Origin of the sequence: Bradyrhizobium guangdongense (assembly GCF_004114975.1) — a bacterium.
Lineage (GTDB): Bacteria > Pseudomonadota > Alphaproteobacteria > Rhizobiales > Xanthobacteraceae > Bradyrhizobium > Bradyrhizobium guangdongense.
Window position 1 is genome coordinate 4,613,139 of sequence record NZ_CP030051.1, and the last position, 19,689, is coordinate 4,632,827.

The 19,689-nt window shown below is 64.8% G+C and carries 16 protein-coding genes and 1 pseudogene; 10 read left to right on the forward strand and 7 right to left on the reverse strand.

Annotated elements, in window-relative coordinates; all coding sequences use genetic code 11:
- Positions 1-105: 105 nt before the first annotated feature.
- Together X265_RS22145 and X265_RS22150 are read right to left on the reverse strand one after the other, a co-directional pair.
- On the reverse strand, positions 106-2,121 hold the full coding sequence (locus tag X265_RS22145; protein ID WP_128966737.1) for an acetyl-CoA carboxylase biotin carboxylase subunit: 2,016 nt from the start codon (positions 2,119-2,121) through the stop codon (positions 106-108).
- 178 nt (positions 2,122-2,299) lie between these two features.
- Positions 2,300-3,382, reverse strand: a complete 1,083-nt coding sequence (locus tag X265_RS22150; RefSeq protein ID WP_128966738.1) for a zinc-binding metallopeptidase family protein — start codon at positions 3,380-3,382, stop codon at positions 2,300-2,302.
- Positions 3,383-3,594: 212 nt separating this feature from the next.
- Here X265_RS22150 and X265_RS22155 point away from each other — a divergent pair, with 212 nt between their 5' ends.
- From X265_RS22155 to X265_RS22175, 5 genes are all read left to right on the forward strand, one after another.
- Positions 3,595-6,069 carry a hybrid sensor histidine kinase/response regulator gene (locus X265_RS22155; protein WP_128966739.1) on the forward strand — a complete coding sequence of 825 codons (2,475 nt, stop codon included), beginning with the start codon at positions 3,595-3,597 and terminating at the stop codon, positions 6,067-6,069.
- A 12-nt stretch (positions 6,070-6,081) separates the two neighbouring features.
- Positions 6,082-6,522, forward strand: a complete 441-nt coding sequence (locus X265_RS22160) for an EamA family transporter (RefSeq protein WP_128966740.1) — start codon at positions 6,082-6,084, stop codon at positions 6,520-6,522.
- Between the two features lie 82 nt (positions 6,523-6,604).
- Complete coding sequence (locus X265_RS22165; RefSeq protein WP_128966741.1) at positions 6,605-7,888, forward strand: MFS transporter; 1,284 nt, start codon at positions 6,605-6,607, stop codon at positions 7,886-7,888.
- A gap of 25 nt (positions 7,889-7,913) precedes the next feature.
- On the forward strand, positions 7,914-9,164 hold the full coding sequence (locus X265_RS22170; protein WP_164938735.1) for an arsenic transporter: 1,251 nt from the start codon (positions 7,914-7,916) through the stop codon (positions 9,162-9,164).
- 98 nt (positions 9,165-9,262) lie between these two features.
- Entirely contained in the window at positions 9,263-9,490 is a 228-nt protein-coding gene (locus X265_RS22175) for a hypothetical protein (RefSeq protein WP_128966743.1), read from the forward strand.
- A gap of 52 nt (positions 9,491-9,542) precedes the next feature.
- Here the strand turns inward: X265_RS22175 and X265_RS22180 are convergent, their stop codons facing one another.
- Positions 9,543-10,907 carry an MFS transporter gene (locus X265_RS22180; RefSeq protein WP_128966744.1) on the reverse strand — a complete coding sequence of 455 codons (1,365 nt, stop codon included), beginning with the start codon at positions 10,905-10,907 and terminating at the stop codon, positions 9,543-9,545.
- A gap of 24 nt (positions 10,908-10,931) precedes the next feature.
- Entirely contained in the window at positions 10,932-11,699 is a 768-nt protein-coding gene (locus X265_RS22185) for a GntR family transcriptional regulator (RefSeq protein WP_128966745.1), read from the reverse strand.
- Between the two features lie 177 nt (positions 11,700-11,876).
- Here X265_RS22185 and X265_RS22190 point away from each other — a divergent pair, with 177 nt between their 5' ends.
- From X265_RS22190 to X265_RS22200, 3 genes are read left to right on the forward strand one after another with little or no spacing between them, the layout of a single operon-like run.
- Entirely contained in the window at positions 11,877-13,076 is a 1,200-nt protein-coding gene (locus tag X265_RS22190; protein ID WP_128966746.1) for a mandelate racemase/muconate lactonizing enzyme family protein, read from the forward strand.
- A 12-nt stretch (positions 13,077-13,088) separates the two neighbouring features.
- Entirely contained in the window at positions 13,089-13,856 is a 768-nt protein-coding gene (locus tag X265_RS22195) for an SDR family oxidoreductase (protein WP_128966747.1), read from the forward strand.
- A gap of 24 nt (positions 13,857-13,880) precedes the next feature.
- A complete protein-coding gene (locus X265_RS22200) occupies positions 13,881-14,912 on the forward strand; it encodes an L-idonate 5-dehydrogenase (protein WP_128966748.1) in 1,032 nt (343 codons plus the stop codon).
- Between the two features lie 5 nt (positions 14,913-14,917).
- Here X265_RS22200 and X265_RS22205 read toward each other — a convergent pair.
- A pseudogene (locus tag X265_RS22205) lies at positions 14,918-15,349 on the reverse strand (DUF2380 domain-containing protein); the annotation flags it as partial.
- Between the two features lie 185 nt (positions 15,350-15,534).
- Here X265_RS22205 and X265_RS22210 point away from each other — a divergent pair.
- Together X265_RS22210 and X265_RS22215 are read left to right on the forward strand one after the other, a co-directional pair.
- Positions 15,535-16,920: a sensor histidine kinase gene (locus tag X265_RS22210; protein WP_128966749.1), complete on the forward strand. Its 1,386-nt coding sequence runs from the start codon at positions 15,535-15,537 to the stop codon at positions 16,918-16,920.
- A complete protein-coding gene (locus X265_RS22215) occupies positions 16,917-17,570 on the forward strand; it encodes a response regulator (RefSeq protein ID WP_128966750.1) in 654 nt (217 codons plus the stop codon). The genes X265_RS22210 and X265_RS22215 overlap by 4 nt, the downstream gene beginning before the upstream one ends.
- A gap of 9 nt (positions 17,571-17,579) precedes the next feature.
- Here X265_RS22215 and X265_RS22220 read toward each other — a convergent pair whose 3' ends face one another.
- Positions 17,580-18,542 (reverse strand): MBL fold metallo-hydrolase, encoded by a 963-nt coding sequence (locus X265_RS22220; protein ID WP_128966751.1) that lies wholly within the window; start codon positions 18,540-18,542, stop codon positions 17,580-17,582.
- A gap of 45 nt (positions 18,543-18,587) precedes the next feature.
- Positions 18,588-19,571, reverse strand: a complete 984-nt coding sequence (locus tag X265_RS22225) for a VOC family protein (protein WP_164938736.1) — start codon at positions 19,569-19,571, stop codon at positions 18,588-18,590.
- Positions 19,572-19,689 lie beyond the last annotated feature (118 nt).

Here is a 19,689-nt window from a genome sequence, read left to right on the forward strand (position 1 = left end):
ATACTCCGTCATTGCGAGCAACGTAACTATGGCGCCTCCCGTGCCCCGGCTCTGCGAAGCAACGCTGGTGGATTGCATCGCGTCCGGGATACGAGCGTGGGTTTGTTACGCAAACTCCAGAATCAGCGCGTCCACCGCGAGCGTCGCGCCGGCGCTGGCGTGGATCTTCTTCACGGTGCCGTCCTGCTCGGCGCGGAGTACGTTCTGCATCTTCATGGCTTCGACCACGGCCAGCGTTTCGCCGGCCTTGACCTCCTGCCCCTCGGTCACCGCGATCGAGACGATGAGGCCAGGCATCGGACAGAGCAGCTTTTTGCCGGTGTCGGAAGCCGCGGCGACCGGCATCAGGCGTGCGGACGTCGCTTCCGTTTCGGTCCAGACATAGACGGGCACCTCGACGCCCTGATGGGCGAGCCGGATGCCGTTCGGAATCGGCCGCGCCTGCACCGCGACGAAATGGCCATCGATGGTGCCCTGCCAGACCGGATCGCCCGGCTTCCACGGCGACTGCAGGAGGTGCGCGTTGCCGACTTTGCCCTCGGCATCGACGAAGCGGATCGCGATCGCCTCACCCTCGCGTCCCACCTCGAGCTGGATCTCCTGGCGATCGAGCCAGACGGCGCGGCGGCGCTCGCGCTGTACGATCCTGCCGCCCATCTGGCCGGAGATCTGCCGCTTGCGCTCGCCGAGCACGTGATCGATGGCGGCACCGACCGCGGCGATGCGCCGTGCGACCTCGCCTTCGGGCAGGCGCACCGCAAAACCCTTGGGGAATTCCTCGGCGATGAAGCCGGTCGACAGCCGGCCCTCGCGCCAGCGCGGATGATGCATCAGCGCCGACAGGAACGGGATGTTGTGCCTGATGCCATCGACATAGAACGAGTCGAGCGCAGTCGCCTGCGCTTCGATCGCAGCCGCGCGCGAGGGCGCATGCGTGACGAGCTTGGCGATCATCGGATCGTAATGGATCGAGATCTCGCCGCCCTCCTGCACGCCGGTGTCGTTGCGGATCGTGATGCCATCCTCGCTGGCTTCCGCCGGCGGACGGTATTTCACCAGACGCCCGATCGACGGCAGGAAGTTGCGGAACGGGTCTTCGGCGTAGAGGCGCGACTCGACGGCCCAGCCGGTCAGCGTGACGTCCTTCTGCGCGATGGCGAGCTTCTCGCCGGCGGCGACACGGATCATCTGCTCGACGAGATCGACCCCCGTGACGAGCTCGGTGACGGGATGCTCGACCTGGAGGCGTGTGTTCATCTCCAGGAAGTAGAAACTCTTGTCCTGCCCTGCGACGAATTCGACCGTGCCGGCGGAATCATAATTCACCGCCTTGGCCAGCGCGACCGCCTGCTCGCCCATCTTGCGGCGGGTGGCCTCGTCGAGCAGCGGCGACGGCGCCTCCTCGATGACCTTCTGGTTGCGGCGCTGGATTGAGCATTCGCGCTCGCCGAGATAGATCACGTTGCCGTGCTTGTCGCCCAGCACCTGGATCTCGATATGGCGGGGATCGACGATGAACTTCTCAATGAAGACGCGGTCGTCGCCGAACGAGGCCTTCGCTTCTGCTTTGGCGAGGCCAAATCCCTCCTCGACCTCCCCGGTCGAGTAGGCGATGCGCATGCCCTTGCCGCCACCGCCGGCGGAGGCCTTGATCATGACGGGATAGCCGATCGCGTCGGCGATCCGGACCGCGTGCTTGGCGTCTTCGATCACGCCGAGGAAACCGGGGACAGTCGAGACGTCGGCGTTCGCCGCTGCCTTCTTGGATTCGATCTTGTCGCCCATCGCTGCAATGGCGCCCGGGTTCGGGCCGATAAAGACGATGCCGGCGGCTTCCAGCGCCCGCGGAAACGCCTCGCGCTCGGACAGGAAGCCGTAGCCGGGATGGACGGCCTCGGCGCCCGTCTTGCGGCAGGCCTCGACGATCTTGTCGATCACCAGATAGCTCTCGGCCGCCGCGGGCGGGCCGATCAAGACGGCCTCGTCGGCCATCTCGACATGGAGGGCGTCGCGGTCGGCCTCGGAATAGACGGCCACCGTCTGAATTCCCATCTTGCGGGCGGTCTTGATGACCCGGCAGGCGATTTCGCCGCGATTGGCGATCAGGATGCGTTTGAACATGATTGTCTTGAGCTTCGTCCCTTGGGCGGGACCCCTCCCGGGCCGTTGGCGGGCCAACCGGACGGGGCCGTATCCTGTCGTGGTACAGCAAAATCGGCCGGAGGCAACGGTCTAAATCCGCCCCGCTCTGGCGTACCAGCGCAAGACCCGTACAGGCCGGGCAAGCGCCTCTGACGGCTTACGGCCTCCCGACCTTGGTCTTGTCCTTGGCGACATCCCGGACCAGGCTGTGGATGAAGCCCAGCTTGGCGACTACGGCCGGGGACAGAATAAAGGGATAGAGATCGCGCAAGCCCATGGCGCGGTTGACGCTGTTCATGGCGAAGGTGAAGGGCAGCCATGCGTTGACAAGCGCCTCGACGCCCTTCGCCTCGTAGGGGTTGAAGCGGATCCGCGCCGTCAGCTCCCCGCCGTGGTCGACCCTGGGGCGCACCTCCATGCCGAACTCGCCGGCCATCTCCAGGGTATCGACGATGTGGAGATAGTGCGCCCAGGTCTCGGCGAAATCTTCCCAGGGGTGCATGGTGGCGTAGGCCGACACGAAATTCTGCTGCCAGTCCGGCGGCGCGCCTTCGGCATAGTGGCGCTGCAGGGCCTGACCGTAATCGACAGTGTCGTCGCCGAACACCGCGCGGCATTCCTCCAGCTTCCCACCATCGCGCACCAGCACGTCCCAGAAATAATGTCCGACCTCATGGCGGAAATGCCCGAGCAGCGTGCGATACGGCTCGCCCATCTCCAGCCTGCGCCGCTCGCGCTCGATGGTGTCGGTTTCGGTGAGCGCGATCGTGATCAGGCCGTTGTCGTGGCCGGTCATGATCTTCTGCCCGGTGCTCGGGTCATCGGCGAGGAAATTGAAGATCAGGCCATGCTCGGGATCGTCCTGGCGGGTCTGGAGCGGCAGCTTCCAGCGGATCAGGGAATAGAACAGCCGATGCTTCGCCACCTCCAGCTCGCGCCAACCGGCGAGCTGCGCCGGATCGGAGAGGTCGGGCACGATGCCGTTGTGGCGGCAGGCGCGGCAAAAGCCCGTGACATCGCTAACATCCGTGAGCCAGTTGCAGGCGTCGTATTCGGCGTTGCGGCAGAGCATGCGGCTCTCGCTCTTGTCCCCAAGGGTCTTCCAGCCCTCCCCATCCGGCTCGACCGCCGACATGGTTTCCTGCTCCGGCAGGAAGGCGACCCGATGGCCGCAGCGTTCGCAAGCGCGGTTCTCGAAATAGAGAACATTGCCGCAGTCCTGGCAGACAAAGAGCTTCAAGTTTTAGCCTCTTGGAAAATGGAGTTCTACCAACATCAGTTGTGACGCCCGCAGATACGCGCGCCGATGCCTCTTCGTTCCAACGTTTGGAACAAATAGCCAGCTCCGGCGTTCTCCCATACCCGCCACGCGCGCTCGGCGGGCATTTTCTGATCTATTTCCCTTAGAGCAATGGCTATCACGCTTTGTCTGTGTGAATATCGGCCCGGCACGTGCGCTCTCGCATCACAACGGCCGACGCCTTGAACGATCCTTTGCCCGAGACCATCGCCGCCGAACGGCTGCGCCAGCACCTCGAAGAAATCGCGCGCGAGCGCGACAATGCCTATCGTGCGCTCCAGGAGCGCGAGGCCGAGCTTGCGCGCATCCAGCGCATCGGCAGAGTCGGCGGGCTCGAGGTCGACTTCCGCGAAGGCTTCAAGAACCGCCGCTCGCCTGAATATCTGATGATCCACGGGCTGCCGGCCGAGGCCGCCGACGAGACCCATGAAGACTGGGTCAGCCGCATCCATCCTGACGACCGCGACGCCACCGTCAAACATTTCTTCGATGCGCTGGCCGGCGCCAGCGAGGACTACACCGCCGAATACCGCATTATCCGCCCCAGCGACGGCCAGACCCGCTGGATACGTGTGGTGGCAAAAATCGAGCGCGACACCGACGGCCGCGCCATCCGCCTGGTCGGCGCCCATATCGACATCACCGACCAGGCGCTCGCGCGCGAGACCCTGCGCGAGAGTGAAGAACGTTTTCGGCTGATCGCCGACAGCGCGCCGGTGCCGATCTGGGTAACGAAGCTCGACCGCACACGCTCCTTCGCCAATCAGGCTTATGTCGATTTCGTCGGCCTGCCCTATGAGCAGGCCATCGCCTTCGACTGGCGCAAGGTGCTGCATCCCGACGACCTGCCGCATGTGTTGCAGCAATCGGCGCAGGGCGAAGCTTCGCTCAAACCGTTCGTGCTGGAGGCGCGCTACAAGAATGCCGCCGGCGAATGGCGCTGGCTGCGCTCGGAATCGCAGCCGCGCTGGGATCCGACCGGCAAGCATATCGGCTTCATCGGCGTCGCCCACGACATCACCGTCGCCAAACAGGCCGAGATCGAGCTGCGCAAGCTCAACGAGACGCTGGAAGAGCGCATTGCCGAACGCACCGCCGAGCTCGAATCCAACGAGGCAAGGCTGCGCGCGATCCTGGCGACCAGCAACCAGTACCAGGGCCTGGTCAACCTCGAGGGCGAATTGCTCTACGCCAACAATACCGCGCTCGACGGCATCAAGGCGCGCAGTGAGGATGTGATCGGCAAGCCGTTCTGGGAAACGCCCTGGTTCACGGGCACAGACGGCATGAGCGCCGCCGTACGCGAGGCCTTCGAGACCGTGCTGAAAGGCCAGCCTGTGCGTATGGAGATGCGGCTGCGGCTGCCGATCGGCGAGCGCGATTTCGAGTTCGGCATGCGCCCGGTGCTCGATCGCCACGGCAACATCACCGGCGCGGTGCCCGAGGCCGTCGACATCACCGAGCGCCGCCGCGGCGAGGAAGCGCTGCGGCAGTCGCAGAAGATGGAAGCGATCGGCCAGCTCACCGGCGGCGTCGCGCACGATTTCAACAATCTCCTCACCATCATCCGCTCGGCGACCGACTTCCTGCGCCGCCGCGAGCTGCCGGACGAGCGCCGTCGCCGCTATGTCGACGCCATCTCCGATACCGTCGAGCGCGCCTCGAAGCTGACCGCCCAACTGCTGGCGTTCGCGCGTAGGCAGCCCCTGAAGCCGCAGATCTTCAACGTCGGCAGCCAGGTCGAAAGCGTGGCGCAGCTCGTACGCCCGCTGGTCGGCGGCCGCATCGAGATCGTGGTCGAGATCGACGATGCCGACTGCTTTACCGTCGCTGACATCGCGCAGTTCGAGACTGCGCTGATCAACCTCGCCATCAATGCCCGCGACGCCATGGACGGCGAAGGCCGCCTCACCATTTCGGTCCGCAAAGTCCGGGGCATCCCGAACCTGCGGGCGCAATCGGCGCGCAGCGGCGACTATGTCGCGATCTCGGTCGCCGATACCGGCAGCGGCATCGCGCCCGAAAACATCGATGCCATCTTCGAGCCGTTCTTCACCACCAAGGAGGTCGGCAAAGGCACCGGCCTCGGTCTCAGCCAGGCCTTCGGCTTCGCCAAGCAGTCCGAGGGCGACATCGCGGTAACGAGCACAGAAGGCCAAGGGGCGACCTTCACCATCTACCTGCCGCAGGCGCAGAGTCCCGTCGCCGAGAAGGAAGCCGCAGCGCTCACCAGTGAGGCCACCACCGGCCGCGGCTATCGCGTGCTCGTGGTCGAGGACAATGACGATGTCGGCCAGTTCTCGACCGAGCTCTTGGAAGACCTCGGCTATGTCACCCGCCGCGTCGCCAACGCCAATGCGGCGCTGGCCATCCTCGGCGAGAACGAATTCGCGGTCGATCTGGTGTTCTCCGACGTCATCATGCCCGGCATGAACGGCGTCGAGCTCGCCGGCATCATCCGCGAGCGCTATCCGGGCCTGCCCGTCGTCCTCACCTCCGGCTACAGCAACGTGCTCGCGGAAAACGCCCATCGCGGCTTCGAGCTGATCCAGAAGCCATATTCGGTGGAATCGCTCTCGCGTATCCTGCGCAAGGCCATCACCGAGAAACTGTCGGTGGCGCGCTAAGGATCTTCTTTTATGAAACCCGCCCTCCTCTCCGCCTGGCAGACCTGGGCGCTCCTCTCCGCCTGCTTCGCCGCATTGACCGCGATTTTCGCCAAGATCGGGGTCGAGAACATCAATCCGGATCTGGCGACGTTCATCCGCACCATCGTGGTCCTGCTCGCCTTCTCGATGCTGCTGTTCGTCACCGGACAGTTCGTCGTCCCCTCGGCGGTCTCCGCGAAAACATGGCTCTTCCTGGTGCTCTCGGGGCTAGCGACCGGCGCGTCGTGGCTGTGCTATTTCCGGGCGCTCAAGCTCGGGCCCGCCACGCTGGTGGCACCGATCGACAAGCTCAGCGTCGTTCTCGTTGCTCTGTTCGCCTTCGCCTTTCTCGGCGAGCGGCCGACAGCGCAGGGCTGGATCGGCATCACCATGATCGGCGCTGGCGCGGTGCTGCTAGCGGTCAAGTTTTGATGAGCCCTGCGTGATCAGGGGAACTCGGCAGTTAGCATGAAGGTTGCTGCCGGAGCCGCTGGAAGCCTTGATCGAGACACCGATGTCGAGCCAATATCCCGATCAGGCAAAGCGAGCCGGCCGCGCGCTGGATGCGGCCAACTTCTTCCTCGCCGACGTTCGCGACGGGCTCGGACCTTATCTGGCCGTCTATCTTCTTACCGAGCAGCACTGGGACGAAGCGCGCATCGGCGTGGTCATGTCGATCGCCACCATCGCCGGCATCGTGGCGCAGACGCCGGCCGGCGCACTGGTCGATGCGATCAGGGCAAAACGCCTGGTGATGGCGCTGGCTGCCGTCATGGTAACACTCGCCTCGCTGTCGCTACCCTTGTTTCCGACCTTCCTGCCGGTCGCGGTCTCGCAAGGCATTGCGCAGGCGGCCGCCGTGATTTTTCCGCCGGCAATTGCCGCGGTCTCGCTCGGCATATTTGGTCACGCGGCCTTCACCCGACGAATCGGCCGCAACGAGACGTTTAATCATGCCGGCAATGCCGTCGCCGCAGGACTCGCGGGCGTGTCCGCCTGTTGGTTCGGTCCGACCGTGGTGTTCTATTTGCTCGGCGCCATGGCGGTCGCGAGTCTCGTCAGCATCCTCACGATCCCCGAAGCCGTTATCGATCACGATCTGGCCCGTGGCCTGCACGGCGCCGAGAGCAGCCGCGAACACGAGCAGCCCACCGGCCTCGGCGTGCTCCTGAGCTGTCGGCCCCTGCTCGTCTTCGCGATCTGCACGGCGCTTTTTCACCTCTCCAACGCGGCAATGCTGCCGCTGGTCGGGCAGAAGCTGGCGCTGCAGGACAAGAACATGGGCACCAGCCTGATGTCGGCCTGCATCGTCGCGGCGCAATTGGTGATGGTGCCGTTTGCGATGCTGGTCGGCGCCAAGGCCGATGGCTGGGGCCACAAGCGATTCTTCCTCGCTGCGCTCCTGATCCTGCCGATCCGAGCCGCGCTCTATACGCTGTCGGATAATCCGTTCTGGCTGGTCGGCGTGCAGCTGCTCGATGGCGTCGGCGCCGGCATTTTCGGCGCGATCTTCCCCGTGATCGTCGCCGACCTCATGCGCAACACCGGTCGCTTCAATATCGCACAAGGCGCCGTGATCACGGCGCAGGGCATCGGCGCGGCGCTGTCGACAACCCTCGCGGGCTTTGTCGTGGTCGGCGCCGGTTACAGCGCCGCCTTCATCACGCTTGGCGCGGTTGCCGCGATCGGCGTGATCATCTGCCTCCTCGCGCTCCCCGAGACGCGACACGTCAAGGATGGCGCTCCGCGGCCGCAGGGGAAGACAACGGCGCCGGCTTCCGCTATCGCTGCCGAATGAACCCATCTCGCTCGAAGGATTGAACGTGCCGTCTGACGCCATCTGGGCCTGGAGCATCATCGTTGTCGCGACTGCGTGCGTCATCATCCGCCCGTTTCGCCTGCCCGAGGCGATCTGGGCCGTGCTCGGCGCCGGCGCCCTGGTGCTGGCAGGTTTCCTGTCGTGGCGGGATGCGCTGCTCGGCATCGAGAAAGGCATCGACGTCTACCTCTTCCTGATCGGCATGATGCTGATCGCCGAGCTGGCGCGGCTCGAGGGCCTGTTCGATTATCTGGCGGCGTTCGCTGTCGAACACGCACACGGTTCGCCGCAACGGCTGTTCCTGCTGATCTACCTCGTCGGCACGCTCGTCACCGTGCTGCTCTCGAACGATGCCACCGCAATCGTGCTGACGCCCGCCGTCTATGCCGCAACGCGCGCGGCCGGCGCGAAACCGCTGCCCTATCTGTTCGTCTGCGCCTTCATCGCCAATGCCGCCAGCTTCGTGCTGCCGATCTCGAACCCCGCCAATCTCGTCGTGTTCGGCGCACGCATGCCGCAGCTCGGTGAATGGCTGCGCCTGTTCGCCCTGCCGTCGGTGGCCTCGATCGTGCTGACCTACGTCGTGCTGCGTCTGACCCAGCATCGCGCGCTCAAAGAAGAGAGCATCGCGCGCAGCGTGCCGCATCCAAAGCTCGGCCGCGGCGGCAAGCTCACGGCCATCGGCATCGTCGCCATCGGTCTCGTGCTGGTCACGGCATCGGCACTCGACAAGCAATTGGGCCTGCCGACCTTCATTTGCGGCGTGGTCACGGCCGCCATCGTGCTGCTGATCAGCCGTCAATCGCCCTTGCCTGTGCTGCGCGGCGTCTCCTGGAGCGTGCTGCCGCTGGTCGGCGGCCTCTTCGTGATGGTGGAGGCGCTGGTGAAGACCGGCGTGATCGGACAGCTCAGCGCGCTGCTGCATCAAGCGGTCGCGCAATCGGTCCCGCAAGCGGCCTGGAGCGTCGGGATCGCCACCGCGATCGCCGACAACATCGCCAACAACCTGCCGGTCGGGCTCGTCGCCGGCTCGGTTGCCGCGAGCGATCATCTGCCGGCATCTGTCGTCAGCGCCATCCTGATCGGCGTCGATCTAGGGCCCAATCTGTCGGTCACAGGCTCGCTTGCGACTATTCTCTGGCTGGTCGCGCTGCGGCGGGAGAAGATCGAAGTCGGCGCCTGGCCGTTTCTCAAGCTTGGCCTCTTGGTCACACCACCTGCACTGATTGCCGCGCTCGCGGCGGCCATCCGGTAATCGCGCGCTGTTTGCGGCGCATCAATGTGGCCGGCAGGCGCGGGCCTATACTTCACTTCGTCGCGCAGCCTCCATAGGGCGCGGCGAGGAGATTCATCATGCAGATCCAGTCAAAGGCATTGCCGCAAGGTTTTTCGCTGCGTCGCTCGCTCCGGACTTTCGCCCCGGCAAGTGACGGCTCGCACCCGATGCTCGTCTTCACGGCCGTCGTGCTGTTGGCCTTGTTCGCCATCGTCCAGATCGACCTGCACAGCGCCCAGCTTCAGGCGATGGGCTTGCTCGGTCAGGCTGCGACGGGCATCGATCCGGCCTTCCTGAGTCCTTAAGTTTTGGCGACCCGATCGCGGCCACGACGGCCGCGACCGGGTTACGCATGCTCTAGTCGTTCTCGTAGCCGTAGACTTCCGGCAGGATGAAGATGGCGGCGAGCAATCCGATCAACGGGAAGATCGCGACGAACAGCGTGGCATTGGCCTGCCCGATCGCAGCGAACAGCGATGGGAACAGGAAGATCGCCAGGAACGACGGCAGCTTCACGAACATGTAGGCGAAGCCGCTGGCGGTGCCGCGGTATTTCGGCTTGGCGACCATGGTCGGGATCGTCATGCAGTTCGACGCATCCCAGTAATGCCCCCACAGCATGGCGGCGGCCGCGAACGGCAGCAGCATCTTGTTGTCGGTGTAGAGCGCGAAGGCCGCGACCAGAAGCGACGCCAGCACGATCGAGAAGCCGGCAATGGCGATGCCGCGATGGCCAATCTTGGGCGTCAGGAGCGGACCGACCCAGCCCGAGACCGCCGCAAAGCAGAACAGCGCCATCGTCACCAGATTGTTGCCGAGCACGCTCGACACGCCGACCATCACGAACAACACCGGCAGATAGAACGCGAAGGTCGAGAACTCGCTGCCTTGCGCAAAGCAGGCGATCCAGCCGTAGATCGTGGCGCGCCAGCGGATCGGATCCTTCTTGAGATCGGCGAGGAAGGCACGGGTCGAGACCTTGGGCACGACCTGGTCCTGGTCCGGCAGCATGGCGAGATCATCGTTGAACATCTCGCGCGCGACCTGCTTGGCCTCGCGGAAGCGGCCCTTCTGCACCAGCCACACCGCCGTCTCCGGCACGTCGTGGCGCATGATCAGAATGATCAGCGCCGGCACCGCACCGAGGCCGAGCGTCACGCGCCACAGCGTCTCGTGATGGATGTCGAGCAGCAGGAAGATCACGATGACGCCGATGGTCAGCACCTCGCCGACGGCGAACATGAACTGCCACCGGTTGCCCATGACCTCGCGCTCACCCTTGGCCATGGATTCCATGATGTAGGTGTAGCCGGTCGAGATGTCCGAGCCGAGCGGAATGCCGAGCAGGAAGCGGATCACGACCAGCCAGATAACGTTGGGGACGAAGGCCTGCGCCAGCGCCAGCACGATGAACATCACCATCGTCACCAGGAACATCACGCGGCGGCCGATCTTGTCGGACAGCCAGCCGCCCAGCAGCGCGCCGATCAGCGCACCGCCCTGCGTGCCAGCCGCGGCAAGGCCGAGCATGAGGGGATCGGGATTGTACTGCTCCTTGATGAAGATCAGCACGAAGGCGATCGAATAGAGATCCCAGGCCTCGACCAGGATCGAGGCCATCATCAGCCAGCCGACCTTGCTGCCCTTGGGACTGTAATTGGTGATGAGGTAGCGGACCGCAGCTTCGCTCGCGGTCGGTTGTGGCACGGCCATCGTTGACATGTTTGGTCCTCTCTTCAGAATTTTTTACGCGCCGAGCAGCGGCTCGATGCTGCAATCGAGCAGGCGGGGATCAATCCCCGCCTCCATGCCCGTGAACATCTCGTCCATGTAGTCGATCAGGGCGTCGCTCGCCTTCACGGCATCCTCGACGCGGCGGTTCGCGACCGCGTTGAGAATACTGAGATGGTGATCGATCGTTCCTGACAGATCGGCCTGCCCCGGCATGAAGCGGTGGTGGATGTAGCCGATGCGGCGATACAGGGTGTGCAGCGGCCGCAATGTATGCACCAGGAACGGCTCTCCCGCTGCTTCCAGCACCAGCGCGTCGATGCGCCGGTCGATGCTGTTGAATTCGTCGAGGCTCAACGTGGCGCGGCGCTCGCGCAGCACCCGCTCGATGTGCAGCGCCTGATTGCGATGCGAGAGGCTGGCACGATCGGCCGCGAGGCGAATGACAAAACGCTCCATATCGCGGCGCAGGCCGAGCAGCATGCGCTCGCGCGCGAGATCAATCGGCGCGATATGCAGGCCGTGGCGCGGACGGATGATGATGAGCGTGTCGGCGGAGAGCCTGTTAACGGCGTGGTGCACCGGCGTGCGCCCGAAGCCCGTGATCTGCTGCAGCTCCAGCATGGTCATGAACTGACCGGGCTTGAGCTCGCAATGAACCAGCAGCTCCTCGATCTTCTGATAGGCCAGCTCGAAGAAATTGAGACGATTGCGCCGCGAGGGCCTGCCCTCGCCGTCGTCGTCTGATCTCACCACCTCGAGCGCGCGCTTGCGCCGTGCCATGTCGTCCTCTCCTGTCAGCCCGCGCTCTCGTTGCTGGGTGGCGCCCTATTTGTGGCACCCTTAAAACATGTTGTGATATATTACAAGCGAGCGTAAGACTCGCATCGGCCCGCAACATGTTGCGGTGCAAAAACGACAACAAGGCGCGCGCACCGCGCCTGCGATGGGAGAAAGGCCGTGAAGATCACGTGGATCGAGACGCTGCGAACCGAGGAATTCTCCAATGTCATCTGGGTGCGCGTTCACACAGATACGGGTTTGATCGGCCTCGGTGAGACGTTCTACGGTGCCGGCGCAGTCGAAGCACAAATCCACGACACCTTTGCCGGCCGCCTGCTCGGCCGTAATCCGCTGCATATAGAAGCCATCCACCGCGACATGCTGAACCTGCCGATGGCGCAGTCCTCGACCGGTGTCGAATATCGCGCGGCATCCGCCATCGACATCGCGCTGTGGGACCTGTTCGGCAAGGTCTGCGGCCAGCCAGTGCACCAGATGCTGGGCGGCCTCTGCCGCGACAAGCAGCGCATCTACAACACCTGCGCCGGCACGCAATATGTCCGCTCCACCAACATCAGCCCGGTCTCGAACTGGAATCTCGGGGCGTCCAAAGGGCCCTACGAAGACCTCGACGGCTTCATGAACCGCGCCGACGCGCTCGCCGAAAGCCTGCTGGAGAGCGGCATTAGCGCGATGAAGATCTGGCCGTTCGATCCCGCGGCCCAGGAAAACAAAGGACTCTACATCACCGCTGCTCAAATGAAGCAGGCGATCGAGCCGTTCGAGAAGATCCGCAAGGCCGTCGGCGACAAGATGGAGATCATGGTCGAGCTCCATTCGTTGTGGAATCTGCCGACCGCCAAACAGATCGCCCGCGCTCTCGAGCCCTACAAGCCGACCTGGTACGAAGACCCGATCCGTATGAACTCGCCGCAGGCGCTGGCCGAATATGCCCGCTCGACCGACGTCTGGGTCTGCGCCAGCGAGACGCTGGGCTCGCGCTTCCCCTACAAGGACATGCTCGACCGCGACGCCATGCACGTGGTGATGGCGGATCTGTGCTGGACCGGCGGCCTCACCGAAGGCCGCAAGATCGCGGCCATGGCCGAGACCTACCACCGGCCCTTCGCGCCGCATGATTGCATCGGCCCGATCGGCTTCATCGCCGCCATCCACATGTCGTTCAGCCAACCCAACACGCTGATCCAGGAATCGGTGCGCGCCTTCTACAAGGGCTGGTACAATGAACTCGTCACCACGATGCCCGTGATCAAGGACGGTTATGTCTTCCCGATGGAAGGTCCCGGCCTTGGCGTCGACCTTCTGCCCGCCGTATTCGAGCGCTCCGATCTGATCGCGCGCCGCTCCAACGCTTGAGGATCTTTTGAAATGAGCACTGCCCTCTTCGACCTTTCCGGCCGCACCGCGCTCGTGACCGGCTCCTCCCGCGGGCTCGGCCGCGCAATCGCCGAAGGTCTGGCCAAGGCCGGCGCAAAAATCATCATCAATGGCGTCGACCCTAAGCGCGTCGAGCAGGCCGTCGCCGAGTTTCGCGCCGCCGGCCATCAGGCCGAAGGCGCCGCCTTCAACGTCACCGACGAGCCCTCGATCGTCGCGGCCTTCAACGAATTCGACAAGAAGGGCATCGCCGTCGACATCCTCGTCAACAATGCCGGCATCCAGCATCGCAAGCCGCTGGTCGAGTTCACCACCGACGAATGGCGCAAGGTGATCGAGACCGATCTCACCAGCGCGTTCGTGATCGGCCGCGAGGCCGGCAAGCGCATGATCCCGCGCAAGCACGGCAAGATCATCAATATCGGCTCGCTCGGCAGCGAACTGGCGCGCCCGACGATCGCGCCCTACACCGCGGCCAAGGGCGGCATCAAGAATCTGACCCGCTCGATGGCGGTGGAATGGGCGCAGCACGGCATCCAGGCCAACGCGATCGGCCCGGGCTACATGCTGACCGACATGAACGAGGCGCTGGTCAACAACACCGAATTCAACACTTGGCTGATGGGCCGCATCCCCTCCAAGCGCTGGGGCAAGCCGGACGAACTGGTGGGCGCGGCGATCTTCCTGGCGTCGGATGCCTCGACCTACGTCAACGGCCAGATCATCTATGTCGATGGCGGCATGATCGCCGCGATGTGATCGCTAACACCAGGGAACGAGACCATGCGCGCCGTCGTCATTCACGCCCCCAAGGATCTGCGGATCGACGATTGTCCCGATCCTGCGCCAGGCCCGGGCGAGGTCCGCGTCAAGATTGCCAACGGCGGCATCTGCGGCTCCGACCTGCATTACTACCATCACGGCGGTTTCGGCGTGGTCCGAATCCAGCAGCCGATGGCGTTGGGGCATGAGATCGCCGGCGTGGTCGCGGCGGTTGGTGACGGGGTTACCAACGTAAAGGCTGGCACGCGCATTGCGGTCAATCCGAGCAAGCCGTGCGGCCAGTGCCTGCATTGCCAGGAAGGCATGCGCAACCAGTGCCTCGACATGCGCTTCCTCGGCAGCGCGATGCGCTTTCCCCATGTGCAGGGCGGCTTCCGCGAGTTCATCACGGTCGATGCCACACAGGCCGTGCCGATTGCCGACAAACTGTCGCTGGCGGAAGCCGCCGTCGCCGAGCCGCTCGCCGTTTGCTTGCATGCCGGCAAGCAGGCCGGCCCCTTGCTCGGCAAGCGCGTGCTGATCACCGGCTGCGGTCCGATCGGCGCCCTGATGATCCTGGTCTCGCGCTTCGGCGGTGCGTCCGAGATCGTGGTGACCGATATCGCCGAGGCGCCGCTCGCGGCAGCCAGGAAGCTCGGCGCAAGCCACGCCATCAATGTCACGGCCGATGCCGCCGCGCTCGAGCCCTGGCGCGCCGGCAAGGGCGTGTTCGACACGCTCTTCGAAGCCTCTGGTAACCAGGCTGCGCTCCGCACCGCGCTCGACGTGCTCCGCCCCGGCGCAACACTGGTACAGCTCGGCCTCGGCGGCGAGATGACGCTGCCGATCAATTCCATCGTCGCCAAGGAATTGCAGCTCCGCGGCACCTTCCGCTTCGATCCCGAATTCGAGCTCGCCGTGCGGCTGATGGGCGACGGCCTGATCGACGTCAAACCGTTGATCACGGCCACCATGCGGTTCGAGAACGCGGTCGCCGCGTTTGAACTCGCCAGCGACCGCTCGCAGTCGATGAAGGTGCAGCTGACGTTCTAACGCGGCGCCAGCGCGCCCATGATTTCGCGAGAGACGAACATCTCGGCGCGTTCCCACGATTCGTCGTTGTCGCCGCGGAAGGTGTAGAGCTTGTCCATCACGACCGTCCTGGCGCCGACGTCGATCACGGCGACCTTGGCCCATTGCACCAGCGTGCTCGTCTTCTGGATGCCGCCGATAACCTTGAAGGCGGCGCCATCCTGCACCGACGGCGCAAGCCGGTACCGCGGATCGGCGGCGATGTCTCGCCGGAGCGCAACCATGAAGGCCTGGAGCCGTCGCTCATGGGCGGCTCTCTGGTCGGCCGGCTCGGCCGAGGTATCGGTGTAACTGAAGTCGTCGAGAGCAATGGCGGTGGTGTCAGTGGCGGCGGCCCGGCCATTCAGCGCGCCGCCGATAAGAACAACGAACGACAGCAACGAAAGAGTACGGCGCATCGTGGGCCTCGCATCACGGACGCCGGACGCTAGCCGGACGCTTCGCGCACCGCAGCCGTTACCATCCCGGCCGAGACCGGGAAAATTTCACGACGTTGCACTGCGGCAAGCGTGCCGCTTTGCGCGGCCAGCGTTCTGCCCTTTAATGCGGGGAGCGACAATTCCGTTCGCTTCAGGTGCCGCCGATGTGGAACCGCGAAAGATTTGATCTCAAGGTCCGCCTGACCTTGCGCGTGGCCGCCATTTCGGCCGCCTGCTTCGCTGCGATATCAGCCTACTTCCTCGTCACGACCGACCGCGCGGCGCACGCGCGCATCGACGGCATCGCGGCCATTGTGGCGAAAACCCTGGAGCTGCAGCAGGGCAAGGTGCTGTGGACCGCAAGCCCCCGCTCCGACTTCCCGAACCTCGACCCCGTATCGGCCTATGTGATGACACCGGGCCTGTGCCTCGCCTTCCGCGGGCCGGGCGGCGACATGCTCCAGCGCTTCTGTAGCGGCGCGCCTGTCGCGGAGGACCCGCCCCCGCAGATCTTCACGGCATTTTACCGTGGTTTGTTCGATCCCGGCCGCGAGGCCGCGCGGCCCGTGATCCTGCGCGGAACGAAGCTGGGCGACGCCGTCGTCTCGGTCGACCCTGCGGTGCAGACGGCGGAGGCTTGGCACGAGGCCGGCCGTCTGATGCTGGCGCTCACCATCGCCCTGCCGCTGTTGTGCGTGCTGGTCTATGCCGCGCTGGCGCGCGCGCTGCGCCCGACACGGATGATCAGATCCGGGCTCGAGCAGATTGCCGCTGGCGATCTCACCGCCCGGCTGCCGCCGTTCGATCTCGCCGAGCTTTCCGCGGTTCGCGATGTCTTCAACCATCTCGCCGAGAGCCTCGATACCGCGCTCGCAGAACGCGCCGAGCTGACGCGGAAACTGATCGCGCTCCAGGACGAGGAGCGCCGCCATCTGGCCCGCGAGCTGCACGACGAGTTCGGGCAGTCATTGGCCGCGATCCGAGCGCTCGCCTCCTCCGCTCGCCAGACCGCCGCGCAAGATTGCCCATCTCTGCTCGGCGAATGCGACGGCATCGCGCGCACCGCGACAGGCATGATGGAGACGCTGCGCGGCGCCCTATTCCGGCTGCGCCCGCCCGATGTCGAGGAGCTCGGCCTCGTTGCCAGTCTCGAAGGTCTCGTGGCGGGGTGGAACGGGCGCAGCCGCGGCGAGACCCGCTATACGATCCGCTTCGACGGCACGTTCGAGACCCTGCCGGCCACGATCAGCGCCAACATCTACCGCATCGTGCAGGAAGCGCTCACCAACGCCGCCAAGCATGCCGGTGCCACCAGGGTCAATCTCGAACTCGCGATGCATGCCGACGAAATCGCGCTCGCGATCGACGATGACGGACGCTCGCACGATCCCGCCGCGAAATCCGGCATGGGCCTGCTCGGCATGCGCGAACGCGTCGCGGCCCTGCGCGGGCGATTGAGCTTCGAGGCCGGTCCCAACGGCGGTTCGGCGCTGCGCGTCGTCATTCCGCTCGCAACCGCCACGCCGCACGCGCTGGAGCACGCGGCATGACCGCGACCATCCTGCTGGTCGACGACCATTCGGTTGTTCGCGAAGGCTATCGGTCCGTGCTCCAGAAGCAGCCGGGCCTGCGCGTCATCGCCGAAGCCGGCGACGGCGCAGAAGCCTACCGTCTGTACAAATCCGAGGCCCCTGACCTCGTCATCATGGATCTCAGCATGCCCGGCATTGGCGGCGTCGAAGCCGTCAGGCGTATCCGGCAATGGGACAAGGCGGCAAAGATCCTCGTCTTCACCATGCATGAGAATGCCGGTTTCGCCATGCAGGCGATCCGTGCCGGTGCGCGAGGCTATGTCACCAAGACCAGCCCGCCCGAGACCTTGGTGCGCGCGGTGATGGACGTGCTCGCCGGGAAGATCGCCATTAGCCCGGACATCGACCACGAGCTGGCGCTGAGCCGGATCAACGGCGAAAGCTCAGCCGCCGACGTGCTCACGCCGCGCGAATTCGAGGTGCTGCGGCTGCTGCTCGCCGAAAACACGACGGAAGAGATCGCCGAGACGCTGCACGTCAGCCCGAAGACGGTGGCAAATCTGCACTCGCTGATCAAGGACAAGCTCGGCGTCGGCTCCGACATCGAGCTGGTCCGGCTGGCGCTGCGTCAGGGAATTTTGACGCAGCTCGATCTCGGCGAGGCCTGATCGCCTGCATTACGGCGCAAGCTTGGCGCCATCGGGCGCGAACGCCTCCACCGTGTCGCCGATCCTGAACGACATCATGTCGCGCCCAACCAGCAGCGGCCCGCTGTAGACCGTCCGCGTGCGGTCGATGAGCGGCTGCTCGGGAATATCAGGTCCTGGCTTCACCGTGCCGAACACGATGTGGGAATAGACCGCAAGCTTGGGCTTGGCTGATGCGAAGATGCGGCCCGCCTCCTCGGGCGAGGTGTGATGGGCCTGGATGTCCTTGTAGACCGGATTCTTGACCAGCAGCTCCGGCTCGATGACCGCGACTTCGTGAATCAACAGATCCGCTCCTTCGGCCGCCTTGGCGATGCGCTCGTCGTATTTCGTGTCGCCCGAGAGCACGACCTTGTGACCATCATACTCGACGACATAGCCGAACGACGGCTTGATCTTCTCGCCGTGATTGACCTCGATCGCGGTGACCTTGACGCCGTTGTTGTCGTACACCAGACCCGGCTCGATATCCTTGGCCGCGAATTCGACGGCCTTTGGGTCAAGATGCTCGTCATCAATGCGGATGCGGATGTCGTCGGCGAAAGCTTTGGTCAGGTTCTGCGTCATTGCGACGGTGCCCTTCGGCCCGAACAGCTTCATCGGTGCCTTGCGCGAGGCCCAAGGCGTAGCGAGCCAGCCGGTCAGCCACATATCTGGAAGCCCGACGATGTGGTCGGAATGCAGATGCGTGAGGAAGCTGGCGGTGATCGCTCCGAGGGGAATCTTCAGCTTGTAGAGCTGCACGGTCGAGCCGCGGCCGAGATCGAACAGCAGTTTTTCGTTCCCCGCTTCCACCAGAGTCGAGGCGCTGAAGCTGGTCGGTCGCGGCGTCGGCACGCCGGTGCCGAGCAGCGTCACCTTGATCGGTTCGGCCGAGGCGGCCGTGCCGAACGCGAGCAGCAAAAGGCCTGCCCTCAGGAGCGTTTTGAGCATATCGTCGTTTCCTTGGGTATCAGCTTCCCGCGGCGTGACCGCGGATCATTCGCGCGCGATCACTTGGTCCAGCCACGCGCAGTTCAGCGGTGGCACGCGCGGATCGGGGACGCGAACGCCGCGGGCCGCAGCATCGAGCCGCATGTCGCGCAGGCGCTTGCGCTGCTCTTCCGGCATGGAGAGACGCTCGTGCCCCCACAGCGACGGGCCGTCGAACGTCTCGTGCGGCTGCCACGTCTCGGGATCGATCACGCGCCCACCCCAGCCATATTCGATGAAGAAGCCGGACGGCGTGTTCACGTAGAACGAGGTCATGTGGTCGTTGGTGTGCCGGCCGAGCGTGTAGGCAATGCGGCCATCTTCCAGCTGCGCGAGATCGTAGCCCTGCCCGACATCATCGAGGCTGCCGAGCTCGACCATGAAATGATGCATCGCCCTGCGGCCCGAACCCACCATCGCAAAGGAATGGTGGCGACCGTTGACGTGGAAGAAATAGAGCCCGTATGGCTTCAGGCCGAAATCGGAGACGTGAAAGCCGAGCACATCGCGATAGAACGGCAACAGCGGCTCGACGTCCTCCACATTGAGCACGACATGGCCCATGCCGAGCGCCCCGGTGCGAAATCCCGAGATCGGGCGCCCCGGCTTGAACGGCTCGGTCGCAAGCTCGGGCTTGCAGAAGGCCTCCAGCCGGTTGCCGGCGGGGTCCGCGAAGATGATCAGCTCGGAGACGTGCCGCTCGTCGGCCAGCGCCCGTGATCCGCGCGTCACCTTCACACCATGCCCCTCCAGCCGTCCGGCGAGTTGGTCGAGCTCGGTCGACGAAGGCACTTCCCAACCCATCACCGCAAGGCCGGCATCGCTGCTGCCGTCCACGATCAGGCGCTGCTTGCGATCGTCCATGCGGAAGGCGCGCATCTTGCCGCCGCGATCGACCTGCTGCATGCCGAGCAGCCCGGTCGCCATCCGGCCCCACTGATCCAGTTGCGACGAATTGATCCCGATATAGCCGAGCGCAGTGATTTCCATCGATGTCCTCCCGGAGGCATCGCGCTCGCCGCAGTATGGGCGAACTTGATACCGGTCGCGCGCGCTCTTACGGTGGCGTCTCGCAAGCGCTTCGCGTTCGCAAGGACGATAATAGCGA

Bases quoted from the DNA above. Each gene is read 5' to 3' on its own strand.
- X265_RS22210 (WP_128966749.1), top strand. From the start codon at position 15,535: ATGTGGAACCGCGAAAGATTTGATCTCAAGGTCCGCCTGACCTTGCGC.
- X265_RS22185 (WP_128966745.1), bottom strand. From the start codon at position 11,699: ATGGCACGGCGCAAGCGCGCGCTCGAGGTGGTGAGATCAGACGACGAC.
- X265_RS22195 (WP_128966747.1), top strand. From the start codon at position 13,089: ATGAGCACTGCCCTCTTCGACCTTTCCGGCCGCACCGCGCTCGTGACC.
- X265_RS22160 (WP_128966740.1), top strand. From the start codon at position 6,082: ATGAAACCCGCCCTCCTCTCCGCCTGGCAGACCTGGGCGCTCCTCTCC.
- X265_RS22215 (WP_128966750.1), top strand. From the start codon at position 16,917: ATGACCGCGACCATCCTGCTGGTCGACGACCATTCGGTTGTTCGCGAA.
- X265_RS22145 (WP_128966737.1), bottom strand. From the start codon at position 2,121: ATGTTCAAACGCATCCTGATCGCCAATCGCGGCGAAATCGCCTGCCGG.
- X265_RS22225 (WP_164938736.1), bottom strand. From the start codon at position 19,571: ATGGAAATCACTGCGCTCGGCTATATCGGGATCAATTCGTCGCAACTG.
- X265_RS22175 (WP_128966743.1), top strand. From the start codon at position 9,263: ATGCAGATCCAGTCAAAGGCATTGCCGCAAGGTTTTTCGCTGCGTCGC.
- X265_RS22165 (WP_128966741.1), top strand. From the start codon at position 6,605: ATGTCGAGCCAATATCCCGATCAGGCAAAGCGAGCCGGCCGCGCGCTG.
- X265_RS22180 (WP_128966744.1), bottom strand. From the start codon at position 10,907: ATGTCAACGATGGCCGTGCCACAACCGACCGCGAGCGAAGCTGCGGTC.
- X265_RS22200 (WP_128966748.1), top strand. From the start codon at position 13,881: ATGCGCGCCGTCGTCATTCACGCCCCCAAGGATCTGCGGATCGACGAT.
- X265_RS22220 (WP_128966751.1), bottom strand. From the start codon at position 18,542: ATGCTCAAAACGCTCCTGAGGGCAGGCCTTTTGCTGCTCGCGTTCGGC.